The following is a 26,190-nucleotide window of genomic DNA, read 5'->3' as shown; positions in this document are numbered from 1 at the left end:
AGGGAAACGATGAGCTTTCGTACCAGGACGATGACGGTGGCGGCGCTGGCCGCCGGGCTGCTGGCGGTGAGCGCCTGCTCGCGCTCCGAGCCGGAGGGGCCGATGGACGACAATGCGCTCGGCCTCGACCAGCCGATGACCAATGCGACCGACGATATCGCGCCGGTCGAGACGCCCAGCGCGATCCCCGAGCCGACGCCGGACGCCAATGCCGCCGCGGCGATCGAGCCGCCGCCCGAGGCGCCGATCAAGCCCGACGCGCAGGTGCTCGACGACGCCGATGCGACCGGCATGACCGCGCGGGTGACGCGCGACGAGGTGCCGGCGCGCGACGAGACCGCAGTCCCGAACGACCAGGCTCCGCAATAAGGGACGCGGCATGACGATGGTGACGCGCCGCACGGTCCATGGCTGGTGCGGCGCCCTGGTCTTATTGGGCGGCCTCGCCGCGGCGGTGCCGGCGGCGGCGGTGACGCGGCCGGTGTCGGCGATCCTCGTCGATGCGCGCGACGGCACCGTGCTGTTCGCGGAGAATGCCGGCATCGTCCGCCGGCCGGCGTCGCTGACCAAGATGATGACCTTGTTCCTGACCTTCGACGCGCTCGATGCGGGGACGCTGCGGCCGGGCGATGCGGTGCGCTTCTCGCGCTATGCCGCGGCGATGCAGCCGTCGAAGGTCGGCATGCGGCCGGGCGCGTCGATGACGGTAGAGGAGGCGATCCGCGCGGTCGCGGTGATCTCCGCCAACGATGTCGCGGTGGCGCTCGCCGAGCGGATCGGCGGCACCGAGGACCGGTTCGCGCGGATGATGACGCAGAAGGCGCGGGCGCTGGGGCTGCAGGATACGTCGTTCACCAATGCGACCGGGCTGCCCGGCGCCAATCTGACGACGGCGCAGGACATCGCGCGGCTGTCGATGGCGCTGCTGCGCGACCATCCCGGCCGCTATGCCGCCTTCGGCACGCGATCGTTCAGCTGGGCGGGGCGGCGCGTGCAGAACCACAATCACCTGCTCGGCGCCTATCCCGGCGCCGACGGGATCAAGACCGGCTATACCGCCGAGGCGGGGTTCGCGCTGGCAGCCTCGGCCAAGCGCGGCGGCCGGCGGCTGATCGCGGTGGTGATCGGCGAGCGCTCGGTGGCGCTGCGCGACCGCCGCGTTGCGCAGATGCTGACCGAAGGGTTCGCCGAACCGGAGCGCGCGCCGGAGCGCGGCGAGCGGCCGGATACGCTGGAGGAATGGCTGAGCAAGGGTCGGTAAGGGCGGCATCGTCCCCTCCGTCACGCACGACAATCGCATATGGCTGCGATTATGATGGCCGATCGGTCTCCTCATGGAATCCGTCACCCCGGACTTGTTCCGGGGTCCACCGGTCCGCGAGGGAATGTGTCGAATCAAGCCTTTCTCCTCGCCGCCGGGTGGACCCCGGAACAAGTCCGGGGTGACGGGGTGGTCTTGAAAGACGGCAGGCCCGCACGAACGTCCCGGTGCGATAGCTCTTTCTCGTCATCCCGGCTTTCGCCGGGGATGACGAGAGAGAGGCCTTACCGTCGCGGCGCGCGGCCGCCGAAGGTCGGCAGGCTCTCGCTGCCGTCCGCGCCGAGCGACGACACTGCGAAGAACGTGTCGTCCACCGGCAGTTGCGGCATCGTCGCGTTCGTCCCGGTCACGTCCTTCGATTTCGCCCAGGCGGCGGTATCGTTCGCGCGCCAGCGGATGCGGTAGCCGACCGCGCCCGGCACCGGCGCCCAGCTCACCTGCGTGTCGCGCGAGAGGTCGCCGACCAGCCCGACGCTCGCCGGCGCGGCGGGGGCGGCGGCGAGGCGCGCGAGGGTCGCGGCGTTGATCGCGGTGACCTTCGCCAGATAGGCGAAGTCCATCCGGTCGATCGTGTCGCCGTAGACGATGCCCTTTTCGGTACGCAGGTCCTGATGCTGCGCGTCCCAGTTTTCCGCGCCGACGGAGAAGCGCACCGCCGGATAGCCGCGCTTGAGGAAGGGTTCGTGGTCGCCGCCGCGGCCGAATCGGTCCGGGCGGCGGTCGATAACCACGTCGAAGCCGCCAGGGATCGCATCGGCGATGCCGTCGATCGTCTTGGCGAGCGCGCGGCTGGGGCCATCGTCCTCGCCGCCTTCGCCGCGGCGGCGCTGCTGCTGCGGCAGGTCTTCGGACGCGCGTATGCCTTCCGAGAAGACGCGCACCCGGTTCGCGTCGCGGACGCCGCTTTGGCCGATGCTGTTGCCGACGATATCGTTGTTGAGCATCGCGCTGACCTGCCAGCCGCGCGTCGCGGCGGTGTCGGCGAGCAGTTCGGCGCCCCACAATCCCTGTTCCTCGGCGGAGAAGGCGACGTAGACGATCGTCGCGTCGAATTTACGCTTCGACAGCAGGCGGGCGGTTTCCAGCACGAGCGCGACGCCCGAGGCATCGTCGTTGGCGCCGGGGGCGTCGCTGGTCGCGTCCATCACGTCGGTGACGCGGCTGTCGATATGGCCGCCGATGATCACTACGCGGTTGGGGTCGCGGCCCGGCTGGAGGCCGAGCACGTCCTCGACGATCACGCCGTCCGGTGCGCGCGGGCCGGTGAAGCGCCGGCTGATCCGCTCGACCTTGATGCAGCCGCCGCAGTCGCGGCCGATCGCTTCGAACTGCTGCGCCGCCCAGTTGCGCGCCGCGCCGATGCCGCGCTTGGGATCGGTGGTGGTGGACAAGGTGTGGCGGGTGCCGAAGCCGACGAGCGCGCTGACGCTGGCCTTGAGCCGCGCGGGGCTGGGGGAGGGCAAAGGCGTGGCGGCGACCGCGGCGGCGGCGAGGAGCGGGGCGATGATCATCAGGCAGTGTGACGCGCCGCGACGTGGCGCTCAACCCCCTCAAGCCCTTGCGACGACGATCAACTCAGCCGGTCGATCGCCTCGCGGCTGAGCGAGCCCGGGATGATCATCACCGGCACCGGCAGCGCGCCGGCATCAGACCCGGCGAAATGGCTGACCAGCTTCCCCGGCGCCCCCGCCGGCGCGGCGCCGAGCACCAGCGCGGCGATGTCGGGATTGGCGGCGATCATCTCGCGGATGATCTTCGGGCCGTCGCCCTGGCGCACGGTGATCGCCGGGCGCAGCCCCGATTCCTCGACCAACGTGCCCGCGGCGGCCGCGACCAGTCCTTCGGCGTGCTGCATCGCCTCTTCCTCGATCGTCGCCTGGACGCCGCCGAAGGCGATGAACTCCTGCGGCGGCAGCAGGGTGAGGATCTCGACGCCGCCGCCGGTCTTCACCGCGCGGCGCGCGGCGAAGCGCAGCGCGATCTCCGCTTCCGGGCTGTCATCGACCACCACGAGATAGATACGCATCATTTCGCCCCTTTTCCGCTTCGTGCCGCGTGGGCGAGCGGCGCGCAAGACTTGACCCCCCGCGTCAGGAGCGCGAAGGGAGCCACCTGCTCCCCAGGCAAGAGGACCTGCATGTCGATCGAGATCAAGATGCCCGCGCTGTCGCCGACGATGGAAGAGGGCACGCTCGCCAAGTGGCTCGTCAAGGAAGGCGATAGCGTCAAGTCCGGCGACATCATGGCCGAAATCGAAACCGACAAGGCGACGATGGAATTCGAGGCGGTGGACGAAGGCGTGATCGCCAAGATCCTGATCGCCGAGGGCACGGACAATGTGAAGGTCGGCGCGGTGATCGCGATCCTCGCCGAAGAGGGCGAGGATGCCGCATCGGTGTCCGCCCCGACCAAGAGCGACACGCCCGCCCCCGCAGCGAAGGAATCGGAAGCCAAGCCGAACCCGGCCGACCCCAACAAGACCGGCAGCGAGGCCGAGCCCGCCGACCGCACGATCACGCAAGCCGAGGATCACGGCAAGCCCGCCGATACCGGCGAGGCGCCCAAGGCCGCTGCCCCCGCATCGGGCGGACGCGTCAAGGCGAGCCCGCTCGCACGCCGCATCGCCGCCGAGAAGGGCATCGAATTGTCGGGCGTGACCGGCTCCGGCCCCAACGGCCGCATCGTCAAGGCCGACGTCGAGAGCGCCAAGCCCGGTGCCGCAGCGCCCGCCGCCGCGACGCGCGACGCGGCGCCCGCCGCTGCCGCCGCACCTGCGCCCGCAGCGAAGCCCGCGGTCGTGCCGGACATCCCGCACGAGGCGACCAAGCTCAGCAACATCCGCAAGACGATCGCGCGGCGCCTCACCGAGTCGAAGCAGACCGTGCCGCACATCTATCTGACGGTGGATATCCAGCTCGACGCGCTGCTCAAGCTGCGCGGCGAGCTCAACGCCTCGCTGGAAAGCCGCGGCGTCAAATTGTCGGTCAACGACCTGCTGATCAAGGCGCTCGCCGCCGCGTTGATCGCGGTGCCCAAGTGCAACGTGATGTTCACGCCCGACCAGCTCATCAGCTTCAAGCGCGCCGACATCTCGGTCGCGGTGTCGACGCCGTCGGGCCTGATCACGCCGATCGTCGTCGGCGCCGACACCAAGAGCCTGTCGGCGATCTCGACCGAGGTGAAGGACCTTGCCGCACGCGCCAAGGACAACAAGCTGAAGCCCGAGGAATTCCAGGGCGGTACCGCGTCGATCAGCAACATGGGCATGTTCGGGATCAAGCAGTTCGAGGCGGTGATCAATCCGCCGCAGGGCATGATCATGGCGATCGGTGCGGGCGAGAAGCGGCCCTATATCGTCAATGGCGAGCTGGCGGTGGCGACGGTGATGTCGGCGACCGGCAGCTTCGACCATCGCGCGATCGACGGTGCCGACGGTGCCGAGCTGATGAAGGCGTTCAAGGAGCTGGTCGAGCGTCCGCTCGGCATGCTTGCCTGAGGCGATCGTGGCGCGGACGCCCACCTCCCGCACGGCGATCGAGTTGCTCCATCTCGCCGCCGGACTGGTCGCCGCCGCGGCGATGACGTGGGCGGCGGCCTGGGCCTATCCGCTCGGCTATGAGACGATCTGGTGGTGTGGCGCGGGGGCGATGGCGGCGGCGGTGCTGATGAGCATCGGTCCGCTGCGTCGCGCCCGCGCGATCGACAGGAGGCGTGTGTGACCTTGCCCCAGGGTTCCCCGACGATCCGCGTCACGGCGATGCCGGGCGACGCCAATCCTTATGGCGACATCTTCGGCGGCTGGCTGATGGGCCAGATGGATCTTGCCGCCGGCTCGGTGGCGTCGCGTCATGCCGGTGGCCGCGCGGTGACGATCGCCTGCGACGCGATGAAATTCCATGCGCCGGTGCTCGTCGGCGACGAGGTGTCGGTCTATGCGCGGCTGGTCGCGGTCGGCAACACGTCGATGACGATCGAGGTCGAGGCGTGGCGTCGCGCCCGCCACCTCGAGGATTCCACCAAGGTGACGCAGGCACGCTTCGTGTTCGTCGCCACCGACGAGAACCGGGCGCCGCGCCGCGTCGCGCCGCTGCCCGATCATATCCCCGATCATATCCCCGATCACATCCATGAACCTCCCCGGTAAGGACTTCCAACGTGGCTGATACCTTCGACCTCCTCATCCTCGGTTCGGGTCCGGGCGGCTATGTCGCGGCGATCCGGGCGAGCCAGCTCGGCCTCAAGGTCGGCATCGTCGAGCGCGAGCGGCTGGGCGGCATCTGCCTCAACTGGGGCTGTATCCCGACCAAGGCGCTGCTGCGCACGTCGGAAGTCTATCATTACATGACCCATGCCGATTCCTACGGCCTCAAGGCGGACAATGTCGGCTTCGACCTCGGCAAGATCGTCGATCGCAGCCGCAAGGTCGCCGGCCAGCTCAACGCCGGCGTCAAGGGTCTGATGAAGAAGAACAAGGTCCAGGTGTTCGAGGGCGTCGGCGCGCTGACCGGCAAGGGTAAGTTGCAGGTCAAGCAGGGCGACAAGACGCTCGACCTCGAAGCCAAGCACATCATGGTCGCCACCGGCGCGCGCGCGCGCGACTTGCCGTTCGCCAAGGCCGACGGCAAGCGCATCTGGACCTATCGCCACGCGATGGTGCCCGAGGTCATGCCGACCAAGCTGCTGGTCATCGGCTCGGGCGCGATCGGCGTCGAGTTCGCCAGCTTCTACAACGACATGGGCGCCGACGTGACGATCGTCGAGATGCTCGACCGGATCCTGCCGGTCGAGGATGCCGAGGTCAGCGAGTTCATGACCAAGGCGCTGACCAAACAGGGGATCAAGATCCTCACCAAATCGGGGCTCGAAAAGCTCGAAAGCGGCGCCAACGGCGTCACCGCGGCGATCAAGGGTGCCGACGGCAAGGTCACCGAGACCGAGTTCAGCCATGCGATCGTCGCGATCGGCATCGTGCCGAACACCGAGAACATCGGGCTGGAAGCGCTGGGCGTCGAGACCGAGCGCGGTCATATCAAGGTCGACGGCTTCGGCCGCACCAACGTCGAGGGCATCTACGCGATCGGCGACGTCACCGGCGCACCGTGGCTGGCGCACAAGGCGAGCCACGAGGGCATCGTCTGCATCGAGAAGATCGCCGGGCAGGATCCGCATCCGTTCGAGACGTGGAACATCCCCGGCTGCACCTATTCGCGCCCGCAGGTCGCCAGCGTCGGCTTCACCGAGGCCAAGGCCAAGGAAGCCGGTCACGAGGTGAAGGTCGGCAAATTCCCGTTCATCGGCAACGGCAAGGCGATCGCGCTCGGCGAGGCGGAGGGCTTCGTCAAGACGGTGTTCGACGCCAAGACCGGCGAATTGCTCGGCGCGCACATGATCGGCGCGGAAGTGACCGAGCTGATCCAGGGCTATGTCATCGCGCGTCAGCTCGAAACGACCGAGCACGAGCTGATGGAGACGGTGTTCGCGCATCCGACGCTCAGCGAGATGATGCACGAGAGCGTGCTCGGCGCTTATGGTCGCGCGCTTCACTTCTAGGATCATACCCGCCGACCGCCGCGCCGCCCGCACGATGGGCGTCGCGGCGGCTTTGCTGTTCGCCGCCTCGCTCGCACTCTTCTGGCCGGGCTATGTCGCCTATGACAGCCTCGCCCAATATGCGCAGGCGACGAGCGGGCGGTATGACGATTGGCACCCGCCGATCATGGCGCGGCTCTGGTCGCTGTTCGGCGATCACGGCCCGGCGCCGATGCTCGCGCTGCAACTCGCCGCTTACTGGATGGGTTTGGGATCGTTCGCCGCGGCGCTCGCCGCGTGCGGGCGGCGCGGCGCGGCGTGGGCGGTGCTGGCGGTCGGTTGCTGGCCGCCGCTGCTCGGCTGGCAAGGCGTCGTGCTCAAGGATCTGCAGATGTCGGCGGCGCTGCTGGCGGCGACCGGGATCCTCGGCTGGTGGCGGCTGCGCAACCGGCCGCTGCCCGGCCCGGCCCTCGCGGTGGCGGCGTTGCTGTGCGGTTATGCGATGCTGGTGCGCGCCAACGCGCCCTTCGCGGTGGTGCCGCTGATCGTGATGCTGTCGCCCTGGCCGCGCGGGATCGCGCGGGCCGGCGTGGCGCTGCTCGGCATCGCCGCAGCGATCGGTCTGTCCTCGCCGATCAACCACGGACTGCTGGGCGCGCAGCGCAGCGGCGTCGAGCAGACGCAGGCGCTCTACGATCTCACCGGCATCGGCGTGGCGACGGGCGACACCACCGTCGGCCTGCCCGCCGCGACGCTCGCCGCGATCCGTGCCAGACACTGCGTCCGCCCCTATTTCTGGGACCCGCTCGGCGAGCCGCGGCGCTGCGAGACGCTGGTCGCGCCGTTGCGCGCCGAGCCGGCGGGAACGCTCTACGTCCGTCTCGCCGGCATGATCCTGCGCCATCCCATCGCTTATGAGGAACACCGGCTGGCGCATCTCAACTCGACCGAGCGATTGTGGGTGCCGCGTCACTGGCTCGGCAGCGCGCCGCTGCGCGCGAGCGAGCCCAATACGCTCGGTTTCGGTGAGCCCGGTGCGCTCGCGAAAGGCTGGCAGTCGCTCGGCGCTTGGCTGATGGAAACGCCACTGGGCTGGCCGGTCGTCTGGGTGGTGGTGGCGATCGCCGGCCTGTGCTGCGCGCTGCGCGGACGCGGTGACGATACGCTGGCGATCGCCTTGTTTACCTCGGCGCTGACGATGGAGGCGAGTTTCGCGGTGATCAGCATCGCCTCGGACCTGCGCTACCATCTGTGGACGCTGACCGCGACGGCGATCGGCTGGCTGCTGCTCGGGCCGCGGCGCTGGCCGCGCGCGGTCACGCTGCTGCTGGTCGCGGTGCTGCTGGTCGGCGTCGTCGCTCGCGTGGTGCTGCCGGAGGCGCCGCAGACCTATGCCGGGATGCTCGGCTGACCCGTCCGCAACCCTTGACCGCACCACGACGTTGGAGGGGCAAAAGGAGAGCGATACATGGCGGACGATCACGCGGCGATCGAACAGGCGTTCGACGAGGCGGTCAACATGGCGCCGGCCGAGCTGGAGCGCTTCCTCGACAGCGACGACAGCAAGCGCGTCGGCTGGAAGGGCGAGGACGGCGACGGCAAGGGCGAGAGCGTCGGCCATGCCTCCGGCCGCCACATCGTCGCGATCAAGCGCAAGACGAAGGCCGACCGGACCGACGCCGATTACGCGCATATGAAGAAGGTGGTCGGCTACGTGCACCGTCATCTCGCCCAGGGCGGTCCGGACAAGGACAGGGCGCAGAGCGACTGGCGCTACTCGCTGATGAACTGGGGGCATGACCCGCTAAAGTAGGCGGGTTAACTTGCTTTGCGATCGCCAACGCAGTTGAGGCGGCGGCGACTGCGCCGCCTCGCTCCTCCATTACCAACCCCGTTGGTGCTGAGCTTGTCGAAGCACCGTGAGTCCCATCTGCCCTTCGACAGGCTCAGGGCGAACGGCGATGGGGGGCCGGACGGCGGTTGGGGGGGCGGATTTCCCTAAGCGGCGACGTCGCTGTCCCAGCGGCGGCCGGCGACGGCGCGGGCTTCCTCGACGGGGAGGGGGCGGCCGAAATAGAAGCCCTGGACCTTGGTGCAGCCCAGATCCTGCACCATCCGGTGTTCGGCCTCGGTCTCGACGCCTTCCGCGGTGGTCGCCATGCCGAGACTCTGCGCCAGCGCGACGACGGCGCGGATGATCGCGATCGCTTCCTTGACGCCGCGCGAGGCGCTCTGGACGAAGCTCCGATCGATCTTGATCGACGAGAAGCGGGTGCGCGAGAGATAGCCGAGCGACGAATAGCCGGTACCGAAATCGTCGAGGCTGAGCCGCACGCCGAGGTCGAGGATGCGTTCGAGTACCTTGGTCGCGCCGAGCCCCTCGTGCATGAAGACGCTCTCGGTCACCTCGAGTTCGAGCCGCTCGACCGACAGGCCGCTGTCGGCCAGCGCCGAGGTGACGACGGTGACGAAGCCGGGGTTCTGCAACTGGTCGGCGGAGACGTTGACCGCGACGCGGACGTGCGACGGCCAGCGCGCCGCCTCGGCGCAGGCGGTGCGCAACACCCATTCGCCGATCGGCTGGATCAGCCGCGCCTCTTCGGCGAGCGGGATGAACTTGGCGGGCGAGACGTCGCCGAACTGCGGGCTGTGCCAGCGCAGCAGCGCCTCGAACCCGGTGAGGCTGCCGGTCGCGGCATCGACCACCGGCTGGTAGTGGAGGTGCATCTCGCCGCGTTCGAGCGCCTGGCGCAGCGCCATTTCGAGGACGCGGCGCTCCTCCGCCTGGACGTGCAGCTCGGGCTCATAGGCGTGGTAGACGCCGCGGCCGGCATCCTTGGCGCGGTAGAGCGCGAGGTCGGCGGAGCGGATCAGCATCTCCGCGGTGCGGCCATCGCGCGGGCCGATCGCGAGACCTACCGACGCGCCGATGTAGAGCGTATTGGCGTCGACCTCATAGGGGCGCGACAGGGTCTCAATGATCCGCTGCGCCAGCGCCTCGACCGCGCTGCTGTTGGTCGCATCGCGCATCACCACCGCGAATTCGTCGCCGCCGAGCCGGCCGCAGGTCTCGTTGTCGCCCATCAACTGCGCCAACCGTTCGGCGACGCGACTGAGCAGGCGATCGCCGATCGGATGGCCGAGCGTGTCGTTGACCGCCTTGAACCGGTCGAGATCGATCATCATGAATGCGCAGCGGCCGCCCCATTTGTCCGCCTCCGCCATCGCCCGCGCCAGCGTCTCGTTGACCATCAAGCGGTTGGGCAGGCCGGTGAGCGTGTCGAAGCGGGCCATCCGGTTGATCTTGTCGGCCGAAGCGCGCTGTTCGGTGACGTCCGAGCCGACGCCGCGGAAGCCGCAGAAGGACCCGTTTTCGTCGAACCGCGGGCTGGCAGCGAGTTCCCACCAGCGCTCCTCGCCGTCGACGGTGAGCGACAGCCGCAGGTCGCGGAAGCTGTCGCGCGTCTTCAGTTTGTCGGCGAGGGCGCGCAGGCCGGGGGTGAATTCGCCAGTGTCCCAGGTGGGTCCGGCGAGCACCTGGAGGAAGGGCATGCCTTCGATGGTGACCGGATCGAGCCGGCAGGCATAAGCGAAGCGGGGCGAAGCCTTGACGACGCGGCGGGCGGCGTCGGTTTCCCACAGCCAGTCGGCGCTGGTCTCTTCGAACTCGCGTAGCAGCAGGCTGACCGTCTCGTCGCGTTCCGCCAGCGCGATCTGGCTGGCGCGGATCACCACCAGCGAGCGGGCGCGGTTGAGGCAGACGACGATCAGCATCACGGTGAAGATCGACGTCGCGCAGGCCGCGGCATAGCTGCCGATCGTCACCAGCTTCACCGTCACTGACAGGCCGAGCCCGCCGACGAAGGCGATCGTGGCGAGCGCCAGCGGTGCCATCGCGACCGCACCGGCGGTCATCAGCACCGACAGGATCATCCACAGCACATAGGCGCTGTTGGACCCGGGATGGGTGTTGAAGATCAGGCAGGGGATCGACCAGGCGACGGCGAGCGCGACGCCCTCGATCGCGGTGGCGCGCAGGTCGGCCTGGGTGGCATAGCCGCCGTCGCGATGCCGCGTGCTGAGCCGGCGCATCGCGACGGTGACCGACACCGCCGCGACGAGCATCGCCCAGCCGCCCAGCCACCATGCCGACACCTGCGTCGCGAACAGCGACACGGTGGTCGCCGCGCCGATCAGATTCGCGCAGAGCAGCAGCAAGGCGAGCTGGCGGCCGGCGTCCAGTTGCGTCGAGCGGATACGCGCCCAATGCGCGGCGTCGTCGCCGTCGCGAAACCCCAGCAGCTGAGAGAAGCGGATCGCGCTGGGATCCGAGGCAGGCGCGGTTTCTTGGTTCACCCGCGGGGGGTTACCCGGTCAAGGTTGACGGAGTGTTAGAACCGGATTGAGATTTCATCCGAAATGCCAGTTACTTCACCGAATGGGCGGATCGTCTGCGGACATTCGATTGTGGGACGCGGCGGATGCATGAAAAGGCTTGGCCGTATTCTCCCCCTCCGTCACGGCTGCGCCGTGCCACCTCCCCCTGGCGGGGGAGGATCTGAGAAGTCCTCCCCCGCCAGGGGGAGGTGGCAGCGCGAAGCGCTGACGGAGGGGGAGGACAGGGCGGTAGCCCCGTTTTGGAAACCCCGTCCGCCCGCCGTCAGGCCGCGATCGCGTAAGGCTTGATGTCGCCGCTCAGATACAGGTTGCGCGCCTTGGCGCGCGACAGCTTGCCCGAGCTGGTGCGCGGCAGCGTGCGCGGCGGGATCAGCTCGATCACGCAATTCATGCCGGTCACCGAGCGGACGCGCTCGCGGATCTCCTCGCGCAGCCGCTGGCGCTCGGCCTCGTCGCTGCTGCGGCACTGGACGAGCACCGCCGGCGTCTCTTCGCCGCCCGGCGTGGTGATCGCGAAGGCGGCGATGTCGCCCGCCTTGAAGCCGGGCAGCTGCTCGACCGCCCATTCGATGTCCTGCGGCCAGTGGTTCTTGCCGTTGACGATGATCATGTCCTTGGCGCGGCCGACGATGTAGATGTAGCCGTTCGACATATAGGCCATGTCGCCGGTGTCGAGCCAGCCGTCGCTCATGCAGGCGTCGGTCGCCGCGGCATCGCGGAAATAGCCGACCATCACGCTCGGTCCCTTGCACCAGAGCTTGCCGATCGCGCCGTCGGGCAGGGGGGTGCCGTCTTCCTCGCGGATTTCGACGGTCATGTCGCGCACCGGCTTGCCGCAATTGACGATCGCGCGGAAGCGTTGCGGGCGCGGACCGTCGTTGGCGGCGAGCGAATCGCCGCCGCCCGACAATTGCGTCTCCTCGACAAGCTCGACGCGGATGCCCTCGCCCGGCGGCATCAGCGACACCGCCAGCGTCGCCTCGGCGAGGCCGTAGCTCGGCAGGAAGGCGCTCGCCTTGAAGCCGGCATCGGCGAAGGCGTCGACGAACGCCTGCATCACGTCAGGGCGGATCATGTCGGCGCCGTTACCGGCGACGCGCCAGCGCGACAGGTCGAACCGCTGCGACGCCTTGGTCTGCGACGACATGCGGCGCGCGCAGATGTCATAGCCGAAGGTCGGCGAATAACTCAGCGTCGTGCCGTCGTGGCGGCTGATGAGATCGAGCCAGGCGAGCGGGCGGCGCGCGAAATCCTCGGTCTTGAGGTAATCGGTCGAGACCTGGTTGGCGATCGGCGACAGGAAGCAACCGACGAGCCCCATGTCGTGATACCAGGGCAGCCAGCTGACGCAGCGATCGGTGCCGTCGGCGGCGATCTCCATGCCGTGGCTGTGCGCGGCGAGATTGTTGAGCAGCGCATGGTGCGTGATCGCGACGCCGTGCGGGAAGCGCGTCGAGCCGCTGGAATATTGCAGATAGGCGATCGCCTCTCCGTCCGCCTGCGGCAGCGGCGCCGCGACCGCCGGACGGTCGGCGAAGTCGGACCAGTCGATCCCCTCGGTCCCCGCGAGCCGTGCCGCCTCGGCCGCCATCGCCGCGAGCTCGGGCGGGAAGATCAGCATCTTCGGCTCGCAGCTCGCAAGCTGGACGCGGAGCTGTTCGATATAGGATTCGCGTCCGCCGAACGAGGTCGGCAGCGGCAGCGGCACCGGCCAGGCGCCGGCATAGACCGCACCGAAGAACAGGGCGGCGAATTCCGGCCCGGTCTCGGCGACCAAGGCAATCCGGTCCTCGGGCTGCACGCCGGCGGCGATCAGGCGATGCGCCATCGCGATCGCGTCGCGGCGCAGCTCGGCGAACGGATAGGCACGGGCGAGCGCACCGCGGGCATCGTGGAAGTTGAGGCCGCGCACGCCCGTGGCGGCATAATCCAGCGCCTCGCCGAGCGTGGTGAAATCGGCATAGCGACGGGGCAAGTCGTCCAGCGTCGGCGTGGCCGCCATCTGGGGCGTCGGCGAGGGCGCGGACTGCTCGGTCATCACAAAATCCTGTTCACTCGCCACGGGGCGAAACCATCTTCACTGTGCGCTATAACGCGCGATCATCGTTCTAAATCGAGCGCCACTGTGGCAACAACATGGCCATGAGGCAGGAACGGCGTACTCTTCCCCCGATCGATGCCGCCGCTTTGGAGCGGATGGCGCTGCGCTACGTCGAACGCTTCGCGACGACGCGCGGCAAATTGGCCGACTATCTCCATCGCAAGATCCGCGAACGCGGCTGGGACGGCGACGCCGCCGACCCGCAGGCGCTGGCGCAGCGGATGGCCGATCTCGGCTATGTCGACGACCGGCTGTACGCGGAGAGCAAGGCGGCGGCGCTGACCCGGCGCGGGCTCGGCGCTCGGCGGGTGACGATGGCGCTGCGCCACGCCCATGTCGGCGAGGCGGAGACGGAGGATCTGGCGCCGGCGATCCACGAACAGGCCGAGGCGGCGGCGCTCACCTTCGCGCGGCGCAAGCGGATCGGGCCGTTCGGGCCGCCGAACGACGATCGTGCGGTCCGCGACAAGCAACTCGCGGCGATGCTCCGGGCCGGACATGCAATGGATTTGTCGCGCCGGATTGTCGCAGCGCGGGACGAAAGCGAGTTCGGAGAAATCGGGTAAACGTCCCTTTCGCAATTGCAGCAGCGATGAACCGTGCTAGCGTAGCGTCCATAGGGGTGCAGTGATGCGTAGCGAGCCGCAACGGGAGGGCGACGAGCGTGACGACGGGGATATGCCCGGCGCGCGTGCTGGTCTGCAAGCCGCGACGAACGAGGGCGAGGGGCCGATCGCCATCGCCGGCGTAATCAAATGGTTCGACGTCACGCGCGGCTTCGGCTTCGCGGTCGCCGACGACCGGTCGCTGGGCGACGTGCTGATCCACTTTTCGGTTTTGCAGCCGTACGGCCGCCGCAGTCTGCCCGAGGGCGCACGGGTCGAGACGCTCGCGGTGCAACGCGGCCGCGGCTATCAGGCACGCGAGGTGATCGCGATCGATCTGTCGAACGCCGTCGAGGATGCGCCGCGGGCGCCGCGCGCCGCCGACCGGGTCGATCCGGTCGCGCTGATCGACGAGGCCGGGCCGTTCGAAGGCGCTGCGGTCAAATGGTTCAACCGGCTGAAGGGCTATGGCTTCCTGGTCCGCGACAGCGACGGCAGCGACGTGTTCGTCCATATGGAGACGCTGCGCCGCGCCGGCATCGCCGCGGTCGAGCCCGAGCAGCGGCTGCGTGCGCGCATCGTCGCCGGCCGCAAGGGACCGCTCGCGGTCACCGTCGAGGAGGGCTGAACGCGTGATCGGATCGAAGGCGATGCTGGCGATCGTCGCGGTGCTGGGGCTAGGCGCGGGCGGCGTGGCGATCCAGCAAGGGGTGTTCACCCGCACGCCGCCGACCGACGCGACGGCGAAGGCGCTGCTGCCGGTGACGATCACCAGCGCCAACGGCGCGCACGTCTTCCAGGTCGAGCGGGCGACGACGGCGGCCGAGCAGGCGCGCGGGCTGATGTACCGCACGGATCTTAAGCCCGACGGCGGCATGCTCTTCGCGCCCTATCCGGCCGAAGGCGGCGGCCCGCGCGAGGCGAACTTCTGGATGAAGAACACGCCGACCCCGCTCGACATCCTGTTCATCCGCGCCGACGGCACGATCGCGATCATCGCGGAGAACACCGTGCCCTTTTCGGAGACGCCGGTGCCCTCGCGCGAGCCGGTCGCCGCCGTGCTCGAACTGGTCGGCGGCCGCGCCGCGGACCTCGGCATCGCCGAAGGCGACAGGGTGACCTGGGCGAAGTGAGCGCCGGTGAGGGTCTTCGGCATGACGGAAAATGGGCGAACGGGCTCTCGACACGCAGCCACTACGTCGATCAACGGGCATCATCCGGCAGCCCCGGCCTTGCGCCGGAACGAGCCGGCTGGCGAGCGGACGACGATCCCGGTTGAAGGCCGCCGCCGCAGCGGGTAAGCGCAGGCGCATCATGGGCATCAACCTCAATCCCTTCACCTGGTGGAACGGCGCATCCTGGGGCACGATGCTCTACGGCTTGCGCGGCATGGCGCAGGTCGGCACCGATTCGCTCGGCAACGTCTATTATCAGGGGGGCAAGGACGGCAGCGGCCGCGTGCGCCGCTGGGTGATCTACGAGGGCGCCAACGACGCCAGCCGCGTGCCGCCCGAATGGTTCAGCTGGTTGCATCATCAGATCGACGACGTGCCCGCTCGCGCGATGCCCGCGCCGAGGCCGTGGCAGAAGCCGGCGGTGCCCAACATGACCGGTACGCCGCTCGCCTATCGCCCCTCGGGCGCGCTCGAGAAGGGCGGCAAGCGCGCCGCCGCGACCGGCGACTACGAAGCCTGGACGCCCGAAGGGTGACGCGACGCTGGCTCGCCGCCGGCGTCCTGCTGGTGGTGCTGGGGCTGGCCGCGGTATTCGGCTATCGCGCGTGGCACCGGTCGGACGAAGCCGGCCGCGCCGTCGCCGTACAGGATTTCGCGCCGAGCGAGGCGAACCAGAGCGAGGGCATCGAGACCGTCGCGACCACCGACGTCGCCTTGCCGACCGGCGGCACGCCGATGGCACAGCGGGTGGCCGTGGTCGGCCTGCTCAACAAGCGCAACGGCGTCAGCCGCGACCTGACGCTGCGGCCCGGGCAGGCGGTCCGCGTCGGCGATGCGATCGTCCGGCTGCGCGCCTGCGAGCATACCGCACCCTGGGAGCAGGATCAGCTCACCGGTGCGTTCGTGCAGCTCGACGTCCGCGGCAGCGACCGGCATTGGCGGCGGGCGTTTTCGGGCTGGCTGTTCAAGGAACGGCCGTCGCTCAACGTCGTCCAGCACCCGGTCTACGACGTCTGGACCAAGAGCTGTACGATGTCGTGGCCGGCGACCGGCCCGGACACGACCTCGCTGTCCGGTGGCGAGGCGGCGGGCAACCGGTCGAGCGCGAAGAAGTCGCCGGCGGCGGACGATGCCGATACCACCCCCGACGAGCCGATCGTCCCCTCCAGCGCACCGGCGAGCAACGCGCAATAATCCTTCCGGTCGATCTCCACCGCGCCCAGCGAGGCGAGGTGCGAGGTCTGGAACTGGCAGTCGAGCAAGGTGAAGCCGCCGACCTTGAGCCGCGCGACCAGCCAGGCGAGCGCGACCTTGGACGCATCGGTTCGGCGGCTGACCATCGATTCGCCGAAGAAGGCGCGGCCGAGCGCGAGGCCGTAGAGGCCGCCGACCAGCTCGTCGCCCTCCCAGCATTCGATCGCATGCGCGAAGCCCATGCGGTGCAGCGCGACGAAGGCCTGTTCGATACCGGTGTTGATCCACGTCTCCGGGCGATCCTCGGCGCTTTCCGCGCAGAGCTGGATCGTCCGTTCGAAGGCGGTGTCGGCGGTGACGCGGAACCGGTCGCGCGCGATCGTCTTGCGCAGCGAGCGCGACACGCGGAAGCCGTCGATCGGCAGGATCGCGCGGCTGCGCGGCTCGACCCAATAGACGCTGGCGGCCTCGCGATCGTCCGCCATCGGGAAGACGCCGACCGCATAGGCGCCGAGCACGAGGTGCGGATCGAGTGTCTCCATCACCGCTGAGGTGGCGCAGCCGATGCGGCGGTGCAAGTGGGGGCGAGTCCAAGCGAGATCGCAGCTCGGCCTTTAGCTGTCTAAACTTCTTTCTTCTCGTCACCCCGGGCTCGACCCGGGGTCCCGCTACTTCCCGACCGGCATGTAGCGGGACCCCGGATCAAGTCCGGGGTGACGGAGAGACGGTGTCGCGGTCGCGGCATCGATGAATATCGATCACGCCCTAATCCAGCGGCAGCGCCGCGAATTCCGCCGTCGCCTCCGCGCGCGCGGAGAGGGCGGCGAGGGCCGGATGGCACGCCGGGGGCACGACGTCGCCCAGCTTGCTGCCGGTGAAGCGCAAGGCGACCGCCGTGGTGATGTCCGCCTGCGTCCATCGGCCCGCGACGAGCCAGTCGTCGACCCCGGCATAGGCCGCCTCGAGCAAATCGTACGCCGCCAGCAATTGCTCTTGCACGCGGTCGAGCCAGGGCTGGTGCTGCTTCTCCGCCGGCCGCAAATTGGTCTCGTAGACGATCTGCACCGTCTTCTCGCAGGCGGCGAGCGCCAGCCCGATCACGCGCTGCGACGCGAGAAAGGCGGCGGGATCGTCCGGCAGCAGGCGGCGCTCCGCCGGCACGATCCGTTCGAGCCAGTCGAGGATCAGCGTCGATTCGATCAGCACGACGCCGTCGTCGGTGACCAGCGTCGGCGCCTTGACGGTGGGGTTGATCGCGCCGAACGCCGCGACGTCGCGGAACACCGATAAAGGCTCGTGATCGAACGTCAGGCCCATCGCCGTCATCGAGATCGCCACCCGGCGGACATAGGGTGAATCAAGCATGCCGATCAGGCGCATGGGCAGTCCTTCGAACGAGCGGATGATATGGGACGCTATTTGGCCAGCCGGCTTTCGATCGTCGTCCACAATCGGGCGAACGCCGCCGCCGCGGCGGATCGCGGCGCATAGGTCGCGACCGGCGCGCGATGCTCGGCCATCGCCTCGACCGCGCTCGCCATCGGGATCGCCGGCCAGTCGGGGTGGGCGGCGAGCGCGTCGGCGTGGAGTCGCCGGCGGCGGTCGACCATCATATGGACCGGCAACACCGGCACCTTGCCGCCGAGGTGACGGACCACCTCGTCATGCGCCCGTTGCGCGAAGGGCGAGGGGATCACCGGCAGGACGATGAGGTCGGCGGCGCGGATCACCTGTTCGCTGGTCTCCGTCAGGCCGGGCGGGCAATCGAGCAGGACATGGTCGTAATCGCCGATCTGCTCGATCAGCCGGTCGAGCCGCCGGCGCTTGCCGATATCGTGCAGCACGAGGTCGAGCGTGCGCAGCGAATCGTCGGCGGCGATCAGGTCGAGCAGCGGAATGTCGGTGGGGCGGGTGTGCGCCGCGGGCTTGGCATCCTTGGTGAACAGCGCACGCGCCTGGTCGCCGACGGGCGTCCGGCCGAGCACCCAGCTGCTCGCCGCCTGCGGATCGAGATCCCACAGGATGGTGCGCCGCTTCGACAAGGCGGCGCTGCTGTAGGAGAGGTTGACCGACAGCGTGGTCTTGCCCACGCCGCCCTTCGAACTGTAGATCGCGATCGTCGCCATGCCAGCGACGTACCGGAATGGACCTATTCCGGCAACGGTCGATCGCCGACGCCCACGCAAAAGGGCCGGCGGATCGCTCCACCGGCCCGGAAACGTTGTGCGGTGCCGCAGCTTACGACTTGCAGCTTTGCGACGGCTTGCCCGGCTGGGTGACGGTGATCGTCTTGGGATCGCCGGTCAGCTTCCAGCCGCCCTCGGCGACGAGCGGATCGCCCGTCTTCTCGGCGGTCAGGCGGGTAGCGGTACCAGTCTGCGACGTCTTGACGAGTGCCAGCTTGTCGCCCTCGAACAGGGTGACGTAGAGCAAGCTGTTGTCCTTGCAGCGGAAGGTCTTTTCCGCCTTGATCGCGGGCGGCAGCTCGACCGGGCCGCGGTTGGCGAGGGCGTTGGCCATCGGATCGGGGTTGGAGTCGAGCACCTCGGCCGAGTTGGGCTTGGAGTTGCAGGCCGCCAGCGCGAGCAGCGCGGCGGTGGCGGAGAGGAGGAGGGGGCTCTTCATAGCGGCGCGACGCTTCGCGCATGCAGCAAGGAGCGTCAAGCAGGATGACTGACGTATGTGAGCTGGCTCGGGAAAATGCGACGGACGCCGCCCCGCTTGGCCGCCGCCAAGCTCAGCTTCGCTTGCCGCTGGCGCTGCCACGCGCCATCTAGCGACGATGCATACCACGCCCGACACCCTCGCCCTGATCGGCAACACCCCCCTCGTCCGACTGAAGGGGCCGAGCGAGGCGACCGGATGCGACATCTTCGGCAAGTGCGAATTCGCCAACCCCGGCGCCTCGGTGAAGGACCGCGCCGCGCTCGGCATCGTCGAGGATGCGGAAGCGCGCGGCGTGCTCCATCCCGGCGGCACGATTGTCGAGGGGACGGCGGGCAACACCGGCATCGGCCTCGCGCTGGTCGCCAATGCCAAGGGCTATCGGACGATCATCGTCATGCCCGAGACGCAGAGCCGCGAGAAGATGGACACGCTGCGTGCGCTGGGTGCCGAGCTGGTGCTGGTGCCGGCGGCGCCTTATGCCAGCCCCTATCATTTCGTGCACACCTCGCGCCGGATCGCGGAGGAGCGCGACAATGCCTTGTGGGCGAACCAGTTCGACAATGTCGCCAACCGCCGCGCGCATATCGTCGGCACCGCCGAGGAGATCTGGCAGCAGATGGAGGGGCGGATCGATGGCTTCACCTGCGCGGCGGGCACCGGCGGGACGATCGCCGGCGTTGGGCTAGGATTGAAGGCCAAGGACGAGAGCATCTGCATCGCGCTCAGCGATCCGCATGGCGCGGCGCTCTACGAATATTACGCGCATGGCGAATTGCGCGCCGAGGGCTCGTCTGTCGCCGAGGGCATCGGGCAGGGGCGGATCACCGCCAATCTCGACGGCGCGCCGATCGACACCCAGTTCCGCATCTCCGATCAGGAGGGCTATCGCTGGGTACGGCGGCTGCTCGACGAGGAGGGGCTGTGCCTCGGTTTGTCGTCGGGGATCAACGTCGCCGGTGCGGTGCGGCTCGCCGAGCGGCTCGGGCCGGGCAAGCGGATCGCGACGATCCTGTGCGATACGGGCTTCCGCTATCTGTCGTCGCTCTACGATCCCGAATGGCGTGCCGCCAAGGGGCTGGCATAGGAGCGGAAGCCGTCACCATCCACCCGTCACCCCGGACTAGTTCCGGGGTCCACTCGTCCGCAGGCGTGCGCCTTGAGCCTCTTGCGGCTCTCCTCGCCGCAGAGTGGACCCCGGAACGAGTCCGGGGTGATGGAGGGTTGGCGGATGAGGCTGAGACCACCTGGAGGCTCCCCGCCAACCGCTTATTCGACAAACCGGTGACGAACCGTTACAGAGGCGCGGCAAGATGAGAGCCGTGCGAGATACCCAGCAGACGATGCAACGGATCAAGGTCGGTGTGATCGGCCTGGTTGCCGTGGTGCTGCTGATCGCCGTTGCCAGCGCCATCCTCGGCTCGGCCACCCGCGAGCGGCCGATCGCCGCCGCCGGATCGGCGCAGGCCGACGTGGTCGCCAACATCGCCATGACCAACGCCGGCGCCGCTGCGGCCGCGGCGGGCGCGTCGGGCGAGCCTCTCGCCGAACTGGGCGTCGCCCCCTCCACCAGCAACAGTCAAGCGCCGCGCTGATGCGCCGCCGGGGAAATCCGGGGATTGTGCCTAACCATCTGATTAGATGCATTTTATTGCCTTCGAGCAAGGCCGTGTCGCCTCGGTCGTGGGGCGCGCGCCCACCCGGCTAGGCGACGACGGGGCCGTTTCCCCGCTTTTCCCCAAAAATCCCGTTGCGTCCCCGAGGTGCTGTTGATACCAACAGCGTCAACGGGGCAGGCATCACCGGTTGCGTCCATCGCAACAGGCCGAACGGCGACGACGGGTCGTTTTTCGGAACGGTGAGCCGTGCGCGTCAGGGTGCGAGACGGCAGTGTCGGAAAGGGGCGATTATCAGGGAAGCGGACTTGCTCTTGTCGATGACAAGGGTCGCGTCGCCATCCCCAATGCGCTCCGCTCGACCTTGGCCGAGAATGCACCGCGACCCGACGGCAAGGACGGCGGCACGGTCATCATCGCCGCGCACGAGGACCAGCCCTGCCTGATCGCCTACGATCCTGCCTATCTCGCCGAACTCAAGCGCGAGCTGAACGAGCGGGTCGCGCTGTCGCGCGGTCCCGACGGCAAGATCGACCACAATATCAAGCGCGGCGGAGCCAATGGCGAAGCCGTGCCGTTCGACGGATCGGGGCGCTTCATCATGCCGGGTTTTCCCCGTTTCTATGCCGGTATCGGGGCGCATGCCTTCTTCTGGGGCACGCTCGACTATATCGAGATCTGGGACCCCAAGACCTTGCTGTCGACGCCGAACATCGCGCCGCAGATGGTCGCCGCCTGCCGCTATTACTGCCAGGACAAGGGCATCGCGCTATGAGCGACGCCCCGCACATTCCCGTGCTGCTCGACGAGGTCGTCGCCGCGCTCGCCCCCGCCCCGGGCGAGCGGATCGTCGACGCGACCTTCGGCGCCGGCGGCTATACGCGCGCCATCCTCGCCACCGGCGCGCAGGTCGTCGCCTTCGACCGCGACCCCGATGCGATCGCCGCGGGCCGCGCCGCGAACATCCCCGGCCTGACGCTCGTCCATAGCGACTTTTCGGCACTGGAGGCGGCGCTCGACGCGCCGGTCGACGGGCTGACGATGGATATCGGCGTGTCGTCGATGCAGCTCGACCAGGCCGAGCGCGGCTTCTCCTTCCAGTCGGACGGCCCGCTCGACATGCGGATGAGCCAGGAGGGGGCGAGCGCCGCCGACTTCCTCAACACCGCCGAGGAAGAGGCGATCGCCGACATCCTCTATCATTATGGCGACGAGCCAAAGTCGCGCCGCGTCGCACGCGCGATCGTCGCCGCGCGCCCGCTGACCCGCACGTCGGAACTGGCCAATGTCGTGCGCAAGGCGCTCGGCCATCGCCCGCACGACAAGAAGGACCCGGCGACGCGCACCTTCCAGGCGATTCGCATCCATGTGAACCGCGAACTGGGCGAGCTCGCCGACGGCCTCGCCGCGGCCGAGCGCGTTTTGAAGCCGGGCGGTCGCTTGGCGATCGTCACCTTCCACAGTCTGGAGGATCGGCTGGTCAAGCGCTTCCTGCGCGACCGGTCGGGCAATGCGCCGGGCGGCTCGCGGCACCTGCCGCAGGCGGCGGCGGGCATCGCCCCGAGTTTCGAGGCCGTCGGCCGCGCGGTGCGCGCCGGCGAGGCCGAGGTCGCGCGCAATCCCCGCGCGCGCTCGGCGACGTTGCGGACCGCCCGGCGAACGGCGGCGCCCGCTTGGGGCAATGGCAATCTGGCGGAGGTGACATCATGACGGCGGCGTATCGGTTGAAGGGGATCGGGTGGCTCGGTGGCTGCGTCGCCATCGTCCTCGGCTTCTACCTGGTGTCGCTGCAGGTCGCGGCGGAGCGCAAGAAGCTCGAGACGATGGACCGCAAGATCGATTCGGCGCAGCGCGACATCCGCGCGCTGGAGACCGAGTTCGAGACGCGCGCCAATCTCGCCCAGCTCGAAAAGTGGAACGGCGAGACGCTGGCGCTTGCCGCGCCGGTCGCCGGACAGTTCGTCACCGACGAGGGCGCGCTCGCCAGCCTCGACGTCAACCAGGTCGGCGTGACCGCGCCGGGGACCAAGCTGGCCGCGCTCGTCGTGCCGTCGCTCGCCACCGTCAACGTCGCCGCCCCCGCCGCCACGCCCGCGCCCGCCGTCGTCCAGGTCGCCGCCGCGCTGCCGACCGCCAAGCGCGCCGTCATCAAGGTCGCCGCGATCGAGAAGAGCGCGCCGATGCTCGCCAAGCTCAACGAGGCGGCACGCGCCAAGGTCGCGGTCGCCAAGGTCCGGCCGCAGGCGGTGGCGATGCTCGACAGGAAGCTGCTCTCCGACACGACGCTCGGCGATATCCTCAGCAGCGCGCGCGCGGAGGCCCGCAAGCGTTGACCGTCGTCGTCGCCCGGCCCGCACAGCAACGGCGCAACGCCACCCAGCGCCATGCGCTGGTGGCGACGTCGCATATGCGGCTGATGATGTTGCTGATGCTGTTCGCCGCGGCGGTGACGCTGGTCATCGGCCGGCTGGTGATGCTCGGCGTGATGTCGGGCGGCGAGGCGGAGGCGCGCGTCGCCGCGCTTGCCGCGCGCGGCGATATCGTCGATCGCAACGGTGCGCCGATGGCGCGGACGATCGACGCCTGGACGATCGCGGTCCACCCCAAGCAGATCATCGGCGACAAGATGGAGATCGCCAGCCGCCTCGCCGCGCTGATGCCCGATCGCGGCGATCAGGCGTGGTTCTACGGCCAGCTCACCCGCCCGGTCAGCTTCGTCTATCTGCAGCGCCGCGCCAGCCCGGCGCTGGTCGAACAGGTCAATGCGATCGGCGAGCCCGCGCTGGTCTTCGCGCGCGAGACGCAGCGCCTCTATCCGCAATCGACGATGGCGAGCCATGCGCTCGGCTTCCTGTCGACCGACGGCCACGGCATGAGCGGCATGGAGCGCGTGCTCGACGAGCGGCTGCTCGACCCGACCAAGGCGGGCCAGCCGGTCGCGCTGTCGATCGACGTGCGCGTGCAGGCGGCGCTGGAGAGCGAACTCAGCCGCGCGATGAACACCTTCTCCGCGCGCGGCGCCGGCGGCATCGTGCTCGACGTCGCCACCGGCGAGGTGATCTCGATGGTGTCGCTGCCGACGTTCAATCCCAATCGCGTCGGCATGGCGGGCTCGGAAGAGCTGCGCAACATCACCACGCAGAGCGTGTTCGAGCTCGGCTCGACCTTCAAGCCGATCACCGTCGCGACCGCGATCGACACCGGCACGGTGACGCTCAACCGCAAGTTCGACGCGACGCATCCGTTGAAGGTCGGCGGCTTCACCATCCATGACGAGCGTGGCGATCCGCAGCGCTGGCTGTCGATGCCCGAAACGCTGATCTATTCGTCCAACATCGCCACCGCGCGCATCGCCGACGAGATCGGGCCGCAGAAGATGCAGACGATGTTCCGCAAACTGGGTTTCGACACCAAGCCCGACATCGAACTGCGCGAGAAGGGGCGGCCGCTGATGCCGACCTATTGGGCGCGCACCACGACGATGACCACCGCCTACGGCCATGGCATCGCGGTGACGCCGCTGCATCTCGCCAGCGCCTATGCCGCATTGGTCAACGGCGGCATCTGGCGGCCGGCGACGCTGATGAAGGTCGCGCCGGGGCAGGCGCCGGTCGGCCGTCGCGTCATCAGCGAACAGACCAGTGCGCGGATGCGGCAGATGCTGCGGCTGATCGTGCTGCGCGGCACCGGCCGCAAGGGCGAGGCGCCGGGCTATCGCGTCGGCGGCAAGACCGGCACCGCCGAGGCCGCGGTGGCGGGCGGCTACGACCATTCGCGCAACGTCGCGACGTTCGCGGCGGCTTTCCCGATGGACGCACCGCGCTATGTGGTGCTGGCCATGCTCGATTCGCCCAAGGGTACCAAGGAAACCGGCGGCTGGAAGACCGCCGCGTGGAACGCCGCGCCCGTCGTCGGGCGGACGATCTCGCGCGTCGGCGCGATGCTCGGCGTCGTTCCCGACGAGCGGCAGGACATCGACGTGTCGGACCTGATGCCGTTGATCTGGCAGGACCCGACGCGCAAGCTGGCCAGCGGCAACTGAAGGGGGTGTAATGAGACTGGGCGCACTCACCGGCGGCGGCGAAGAGGCGATCGTCACCGGCTTCGCGATCGATCATCGCAAGGTCGCCCCCGGCACCGTCTTCGGCGCCTTCCAGGGCGCGCGCGTCAACGGCGAGGAGTATATCGCCGATGCCGTCCGTTCGGGCGCGATCGCGGTGGTGACGCGGCCCGGCGTGCCGGTCGAGGGCGCGGTGGCAATCGTCGACGACAATCCGCGCGAGCGGTTCGCGCGCGCCGCCGCGACCTTCTTCGCGCCCTTCCCGGAGGTCGCGGTCGCGGTCACCGGCACCAACGGCAAGACCTCGACGGTCGAGATGACGCGGCAGCTCTGGCGGATGGCAGGCGCGCATGCCGCCTCGATCGGCACGCTCGGCGTCACCACCGCCGACGAGCGCGTGACGACCGGGCTGACCACGCCCGACGTCGTCACCTTCCTGTCCAACGTCGCCGGCCTCGCGCGCGAGGGGATCACGCACGTCGCCTTCGAGGCGTCGAGCCACGGCCTCGTCCAGTATCGCACCGAGGGGCTGAGCGTCGCCGCGGCGGCCTTCACCAATCTCAGCCGCGACCATCTCGATTATCACGGCGACATGGGCGCCTATCTGACCGCCAAGCTGCGCCTGTTCTCCGAGGTGCTCAGCCCCGAAGGCACCGCGGTGGTCTGGGCCGACGACGTGCATGCCGCGCGGGTGATCGACCTCGCGCAGGCGCGCGGCAACCGGCTGGTGACGGTCGGCGAGCGCGGATCGACGCTGCGGTTGGTCGGACGCGACCCGACCTTGCTGGGGCAGGGGCTGACGATCGAGGCGGAGGGGGAGACGCATCGCGTCACGCTGCCGCTGATCGGCGGCTACCAGGCGGCGAACGCGCTGGTCGCGGCGGGCCTCGTCATCGCGACCGGCGGCAACGTGGCGCGGACGATCGCCGATCTTGCGCGGCTGCAACCGGTACGCGGCCGGCTGGAGCGGGCGGCGATCGCGCGCAGCGGCGCGCCGGTCTATGTCGATTACGCGCATACTCCCGATGCGCTCGAAGCGGCGATCGCCGCGCTCAAGCCGCATGCCGGCGGCCGGCTGATCGTCGTGTTCGGCGCCGGCGGCGACCGCGATCCCGGCAAGCGCGAGACGATGGGCCAGGTCGCGCAGATGCAGGCCGACCTCGCCATCGTCACCGACGACAATCCGCGCACCGAGGATCCCGCGACGATCCGCGCCGCGATCCTCAAGGGTGCGACCAACGCGCGCGAGATCGGCGACCGGCGCGAGGCGATCGCCGCGGCGATCGCCGAGGCGGGGCCGCAGGATATCGTGCTGATCGCCGGCAAGGGCCACGAACAGGGCCAGATCGTCGGCGACATGGAACTGCCGTTCGACGACGTCACCGTCGCGCGGGAGTATGCAGCGTGAGGGGGGACATCCGCCCAACCCTCCCGTCACCCCGGACGTGTTCGAGACCTCTACGAAAAGCCGCATCGCGGGTAGATCAGCGTAGTGCTCCTGCGAAAGCAGGAGCCCAGAGCCAAGCA

General features: G+C 69.2%; 27 protein-coding genes and 1 pseudogene. 20 read left to right on the top strand and 8 right to left on the bottom strand.

The genetic code is table 11. From position 1 onward, the window contains the following. The first annotated feature begins 9 nt into the window (after positions 1 to 9). Positions 10 to 369: a hypothetical protein gene (locus AC07U4_RS17730; protein WP_249340556.1), complete on the top strand. Its 360-nt coding sequence runs from the start codon at positions 10 to 12 to the stop codon at positions 367 to 369. Between the two features lie 10 nt (positions 370 to 379). Beyond that, entirely contained in the window at positions 380 to 1,261 is an 882-nt protein-coding gene (locus AC07U4_RS17725; protein WP_137897938.1) for a D-alanyl-D-alanine carboxypeptidase family protein, read from the top strand. Between the two features lie 284 nt (positions 1,262 to 1,545). Here the strand turns inward: AC07U4_RS17725 and AC07U4_RS17720 are convergent, their stop codons facing one another. Next, on the bottom strand, positions 1,546 to 2,832 hold the full coding sequence (locus tag AC07U4_RS17720) for a M20/M25/M40 family metallo-hydrolase (protein WP_495196315.1): 1,287 nt from the start codon (positions 2,830 to 2,832) through the stop codon (positions 1,546 to 1,548). A gap of 59 nt (positions 2,833 to 2,891) precedes the next feature. Continuing rightward, positions 2,892 to 3,347, bottom strand: a complete 456-nt coding sequence (locus tag AC07U4_RS17715; protein ID WP_038667032.1) for a universal stress protein — start codon at positions 3,345 to 3,347, stop codon at positions 2,892 to 2,894. Between the two features lie 111 nt (positions 3,348 to 3,458). Here AC07U4_RS17715 and AC07U4_RS17710 point away from each other — a divergent pair, with 111 nt between their 5' ends. Genes AC07U4_RS17710 through AC07U4_RS17685 form a run of 6 tightly spaced genes read left to right on the top strand, consistent with a single transcriptional unit; the run spans position 3,459 to position 8,663 of the window. After that, complete coding sequence (locus AC07U4_RS17710) at positions 3,459 to 4,817, top strand: pyruvate dehydrogenase complex dihydrolipoamide acetyltransferase (protein WP_495196314.1); 1,359 nt, start codon at positions 3,459 to 3,461, stop codon at positions 4,815 to 4,817. Positions 4,818 to 4,824: 7 nt separating this feature from the next. After that, positions 4,825 to 5,040, top strand: coding sequence for a hypothetical protein (locus AC07U4_RS17705; protein WP_245640693.1), 216 nt, complete (start codon positions 4,825 to 4,827; stop codon positions 5,038 to 5,040). 38 nt (positions 5,041 to 5,078) lie between these two features. Beyond that, positions 5,079 to 5,465, top strand: coding sequence for an acyl-CoA thioesterase (locus tag AC07U4_RS17700; RefSeq protein ID WP_495196377.1), 387 nt, complete (start codon positions 5,079 to 5,081; stop codon positions 5,463 to 5,465). An 11-nt stretch (positions 5,466 to 5,476) separates the two neighbouring features. Next, entirely contained in the window at positions 5,477 to 6,871 is a 1,395-nt protein-coding gene (gene lpdA, locus AC07U4_RS17695) for a dihydrolipoyl dehydrogenase (RefSeq protein ID WP_038662236.1), read from the top strand. Further along, positions 6,849 to 8,261, top strand: coding sequence for a hypothetical protein (locus tag AC07U4_RS17690; protein WP_495196313.1), 1,413 nt, complete (start codon positions 6,849 to 6,851; stop codon positions 8,259 to 8,261). The genes lpdA and AC07U4_RS17690 overlap by 23 nt, the downstream gene beginning before the upstream one ends. Positions 8,262 to 8,318: 57 nt before the next feature. Continuing rightward, positions 8,319 to 8,663, top strand: coding sequence for a DUF3140 domain-containing protein (locus tag AC07U4_RS17685; protein WP_495196312.1), 345 nt, complete (start codon positions 8,319 to 8,321; stop codon positions 8,661 to 8,663). Between the two features lie 185 nt (positions 8,664 to 8,848). Here the strand turns inward: AC07U4_RS17685 and AC07U4_RS17680 are convergent, their stop codons facing one another. Further along, a complete protein-coding gene (locus AC07U4_RS17680) occupies positions 8,849 to 11,206 on the bottom strand; it encodes a putative bifunctional diguanylate cyclase/phosphodiesterase (RefSeq protein WP_495196311.1) in 2,358 nt (785 codons plus the stop codon). A gap of 304 nt (positions 11,207 to 11,510) precedes the next feature. Continuing rightward, positions 11,511 to 13,286, bottom strand: a complete 1,776-nt coding sequence (locus tag AC07U4_RS17675) for a fatty acyl-AMP ligase (RefSeq protein WP_495196310.1) — start codon at positions 13,284 to 13,286, stop codon at positions 11,511 to 11,513. 98 nt (positions 13,287 to 13,384) lie between these two features. Here AC07U4_RS17675 and AC07U4_RS17670 point away from each other — a divergent pair, with 98 nt between their 5' ends. The 5 genes and pseudogenes from AC07U4_RS17670 to AC07U4_RS17650 form a co-directional block, all read left to right on the top strand. Then, positions 13,385 to 13,915: a regulatory protein RecX gene (locus AC07U4_RS17670; protein WP_495196309.1), complete on the top strand. Its 531-nt coding sequence runs from the start codon at positions 13,385 to 13,387 to the stop codon at positions 13,913 to 13,915. A gap of 64 nt (positions 13,916 to 13,979) precedes the next feature. Continuing rightward, positions 13,980 to 14,582, top strand: a complete 603-nt coding sequence (locus AC07U4_RS17665) for a cold-shock protein (protein ID WP_137899188.1) — start codon at positions 13,980 to 13,982, stop codon at positions 14,580 to 14,582. A 4-nt stretch (positions 14,583 to 14,586) separates the two neighbouring features. Then, on the top strand, positions 14,587 to 15,087 hold the full coding sequence (locus tag AC07U4_RS17660; protein WP_245640692.1) for a DUF192 domain-containing protein: 501 nt from the start codon (positions 14,587 to 14,589) through the stop codon (positions 15,085 to 15,087). Between the two features lie 181 nt (positions 15,088 to 15,268). After that, the gene (locus AC07U4_RS17655; protein WP_038662218.1) at positions 15,269 to 15,664 is read left to right on the top strand and encodes an NADH:ubiquinone oxidoreductase subunit NDUFA12; all 396 of its coding nucleotides are present in this window, start codon (positions 15,269 to 15,271) and stop codon (positions 15,662 to 15,664) included. 200 nt (positions 15,665 to 15,864) lie between these two features. Next, positions 15,865 to 16,098 (top strand): annotated as a pseudogene (locus AC07U4_RS17650) (DUF2155 domain-containing protein); the annotation flags it as partial. 35 nt (positions 16,099 to 16,133) lie between these two features. Here the strand turns inward: AC07U4_RS17650 and aat are convergent. The 4 genes from aat to AC07U4_RS17630 all read right to left on the bottom strand — a co-directional run bounded on the left by aat (position 16,134) and on the right by AC07U4_RS17630 (position 18,948). After that, positions 16,134 to 16,865, bottom strand: coding sequence for a leucyl/phenylalanyl-tRNA--protein transferase (gene aat / locus AC07U4_RS17645; RefSeq protein WP_495196376.1), 732 nt, complete (start codon positions 16,863 to 16,865; stop codon positions 16,134 to 16,136). A 223-nt stretch (positions 16,866 to 17,088) separates the two neighbouring features. After that, positions 17,089 to 17,703, bottom strand: coding sequence for a glutathione S-transferase (locus tag AC07U4_RS17640; protein WP_495196308.1), 615 nt, complete (start codon positions 17,701 to 17,703; stop codon positions 17,089 to 17,091). Positions 17,704 to 17,738: 35 nt separating this feature from the next. Then, positions 17,739 to 18,449, bottom strand: a complete 711-nt coding sequence (locus AC07U4_RS17635) for a ParA family protein (RefSeq protein ID WP_137899185.1) — start codon at positions 18,447 to 18,449, stop codon at positions 17,739 to 17,741. Between the two features lie 112 nt (positions 18,450 to 18,561). Further along, positions 18,562 to 18,948 carry a hypothetical protein gene (locus AC07U4_RS17630; RefSeq protein WP_038662197.1) on the bottom strand — a complete coding sequence of 129 codons (387 nt, stop codon included), beginning with the start codon at positions 18,946 to 18,948 and terminating at the stop codon, positions 18,562 to 18,564. A 157-nt stretch (positions 18,949 to 19,105) separates the two neighbouring features. On the opposite strand from AC07U4_RS17630, the gene AC07U4_RS17625 reads away from it, so the two are divergent. The 7 genes from AC07U4_RS17625 to AC07U4_RS17595 all read left to right on the top strand — a co-directional run bounded on the left by AC07U4_RS17625 (position 19,106) and on the right by AC07U4_RS17595 (position 26,071). Further along, positions 19,106 to 20,074: a cysteine synthase A gene (locus tag AC07U4_RS17625; protein ID WP_038662194.1), complete on the top strand. Its 969-nt coding sequence runs from the start codon at positions 19,106 to 19,108 to the stop codon at positions 20,072 to 20,074. Positions 20,075 to 20,300: 226 nt separating this feature from the next. After that, positions 20,301 to 20,582, top strand: a complete 282-nt coding sequence (locus AC07U4_RS17620; protein ID WP_245640691.1) for a hypothetical protein — start codon at positions 20,301 to 20,303, stop codon at positions 20,580 to 20,582. Positions 20,583 to 20,877: 295 nt separating this feature from the next. Continuing rightward, positions 20,878 to 21,378, top strand: a complete 501-nt coding sequence (locus AC07U4_RS17615; RefSeq protein WP_038662189.1) for a division/cell wall cluster transcriptional repressor MraZ — start codon at positions 20,878 to 20,880, stop codon at positions 21,376 to 21,378. Further along, a complete protein-coding gene (gene rsmH, locus AC07U4_RS17610; protein ID WP_038662186.1) occupies positions 21,375 to 22,313 on the top strand; it encodes a 16S rRNA (cytosine(1402)-N(4))-methyltransferase RsmH in 939 nt (312 codons plus the stop codon). The genes AC07U4_RS17615 and rsmH overlap by 4 nt, the downstream gene beginning before the upstream one ends. After that, positions 22,310 to 22,936 (top strand): hypothetical protein, encoded by a 627-nt coding sequence (locus AC07U4_RS17605; protein WP_495196307.1) that lies wholly within the window; start codon positions 22,310 to 22,312, stop codon positions 22,934 to 22,936. Before rsmH ends, AC07U4_RS17605 begins: the two co-directional genes overlap by 4 nt. Then, positions 22,933 to 24,645 carry a peptidoglycan D,D-transpeptidase FtsI family protein gene (locus AC07U4_RS17600; RefSeq protein ID WP_137899182.1) on the top strand — a complete coding sequence of 571 codons (1,713 nt, stop codon included), beginning with the start codon at positions 22,933 to 22,935 and terminating at the stop codon, positions 24,643 to 24,645. The genes AC07U4_RS17605 and AC07U4_RS17600 overlap by 4 nt, the downstream gene beginning before the upstream one ends. A gap of 10 nt (positions 24,646 to 24,655) precedes the next feature. Next, positions 24,656 to 26,071: a UDP-N-acetylmuramoyl-L-alanyl-D-glutamate--2,6-diaminopimelate ligase gene (locus AC07U4_RS17595; protein ID WP_495196306.1), complete on the top strand. Its 1,416-nt coding sequence runs from the start codon at positions 24,656 to 24,658 to the stop codon at positions 26,069 to 26,071. The last annotated feature ends 119 nt before the right edge of the window (positions 26,072 to 26,190 follow it).

Source organism: Sphingomonas sp. GW821-FHT02B09 (genome assembly GCF_059421875.1).
Note: the sequence above shows the minus strand (reverse complement) of the source record. Positions and strands in the feature narration are given on the sequence as shown.

Excerpts from the sequence above, each read along its gene's own strand:
- AC07U4_RS17730 (WP_249340556.1), top strand. The coding sequence starts at position 10 with ATGAGCTTTCGTACCAGGACGATGACGGTGGCGGCGCTGGCCGCCGGG.
- AC07U4_RS17725 (WP_137897938.1), top strand. The coding sequence starts at position 380 with ATGACGATGGTGACGCGCCGCACGGTCCATGGCTGGTGCGGCGCCCTG.
- AC07U4_RS17720 (WP_495196315.1), bottom strand. The coding sequence starts at position 2,832 with ATGATCATCGCCCCGCTCCTCGCCGCCGCCGCGGTCGCCGCCACGCCT.
- AC07U4_RS17715 (WP_038667032.1), bottom strand. The coding sequence starts at position 3,347 with ATGCGTATCTATCTCGTGGTGGTCGATGACAGCCCGGAAGCGGAGATC.
- AC07U4_RS17710 (WP_495196314.1), top strand. The coding sequence starts at position 3,459 with ATGTCGATCGAGATCAAGATGCCCGCGCTGTCGCCGACGATGGAAGAG.
- AC07U4_RS17700 (WP_495196377.1), top strand. The coding sequence starts at position 5,079 with ATGCCGGGCGACGCCAATCCTTATGGCGACATCTTCGGCGGCTGGCTG.
- AC07U4_RS17690 (WP_495196313.1), top strand. The coding sequence starts at position 6,849 with ATGGTCGCGCGCTTCACTTCTAGGATCATACCCGCCGACCGCCGCGCC.
- AC07U4_RS17685 (WP_495196312.1), top strand. The coding sequence starts at position 8,319 with ATGGCGGACGATCACGCGGCGATCGAACAGGCGTTCGACGAGGCGGTC.
- AC07U4_RS17675 (WP_495196310.1), bottom strand. The coding sequence starts at position 13,286 with ATGACCGAGCAGTCCGCGCCCTCGCCGACGCCCCAGATGGCGGCCACG.
- AC07U4_RS17670 (WP_495196309.1), top strand. The coding sequence starts at position 13,385 with ATGGCCATGAGGCAGGAACGGCGTACTCTTCCCCCGATCGATGCCGCC.
- AC07U4_RS17665 (WP_137899188.1), top strand. The coding sequence starts at position 13,980 with ATGCGTAGCGAGCCGCAACGGGAGGGCGACGAGCGTGACGACGGGGAT.
- AC07U4_RS17655 (WP_038662218.1), top strand. The coding sequence starts at position 15,269 with ATGGGCATCAACCTCAATCCCTTCACCTGGTGGAACGGCGCATCCTGG.
- aat (WP_495196376.1), bottom strand. The coding sequence starts at position 16,865 with ATGGAGACACTCGATCCGCACCTCGTGCTCGGCGCCTATGCGGTCGGC.
- AC07U4_RS17640 (WP_495196308.1), bottom strand. The coding sequence starts at position 17,703 with ATGCGCCTGATCGGCATGCTTGATTCACCCTATGTCCGCCGGGTGGCG.
- AC07U4_RS17635 (WP_137899185.1), bottom strand. The coding sequence starts at position 18,449 with ATGGCGACGATCGCGATCTACAGTTCGAAGGGCGGCGTGGGCAAGACC.
- AC07U4_RS17630 (WP_038662197.1), bottom strand. The coding sequence starts at position 18,948 with ATGAAGAGCCCCCTCCTCCTCTCCGCCACCGCCGCGCTGCTCGCGCTG.
- AC07U4_RS17625 (WP_038662194.1), top strand. The coding sequence starts at position 19,106 with ATGCATACCACGCCCGACACCCTCGCCCTGATCGGCAACACCCCCCTC.
- AC07U4_RS17620 (WP_245640691.1), top strand. The coding sequence starts at position 20,301 with ATGAGAGCCGTGCGAGATACCCAGCAGACGATGCAACGGATCAAGGTC.
- rsmH (WP_038662186.1), top strand. The coding sequence starts at position 21,375 with ATGAGCGACGCCCCGCACATTCCCGTGCTGCTCGACGAGGTCGTCGCC.
- AC07U4_RS17605 (WP_495196307.1), top strand. The coding sequence starts at position 22,310 with ATGACGGCGGCGTATCGGTTGAAGGGGATCGGGTGGCTCGGTGGCTGC.
- AC07U4_RS17595 (WP_495196306.1), top strand. The coding sequence starts at position 24,656 with ATGAGACTGGGCGCACTCACCGGCGGCGGCGAAGAGGCGATCGTCACC.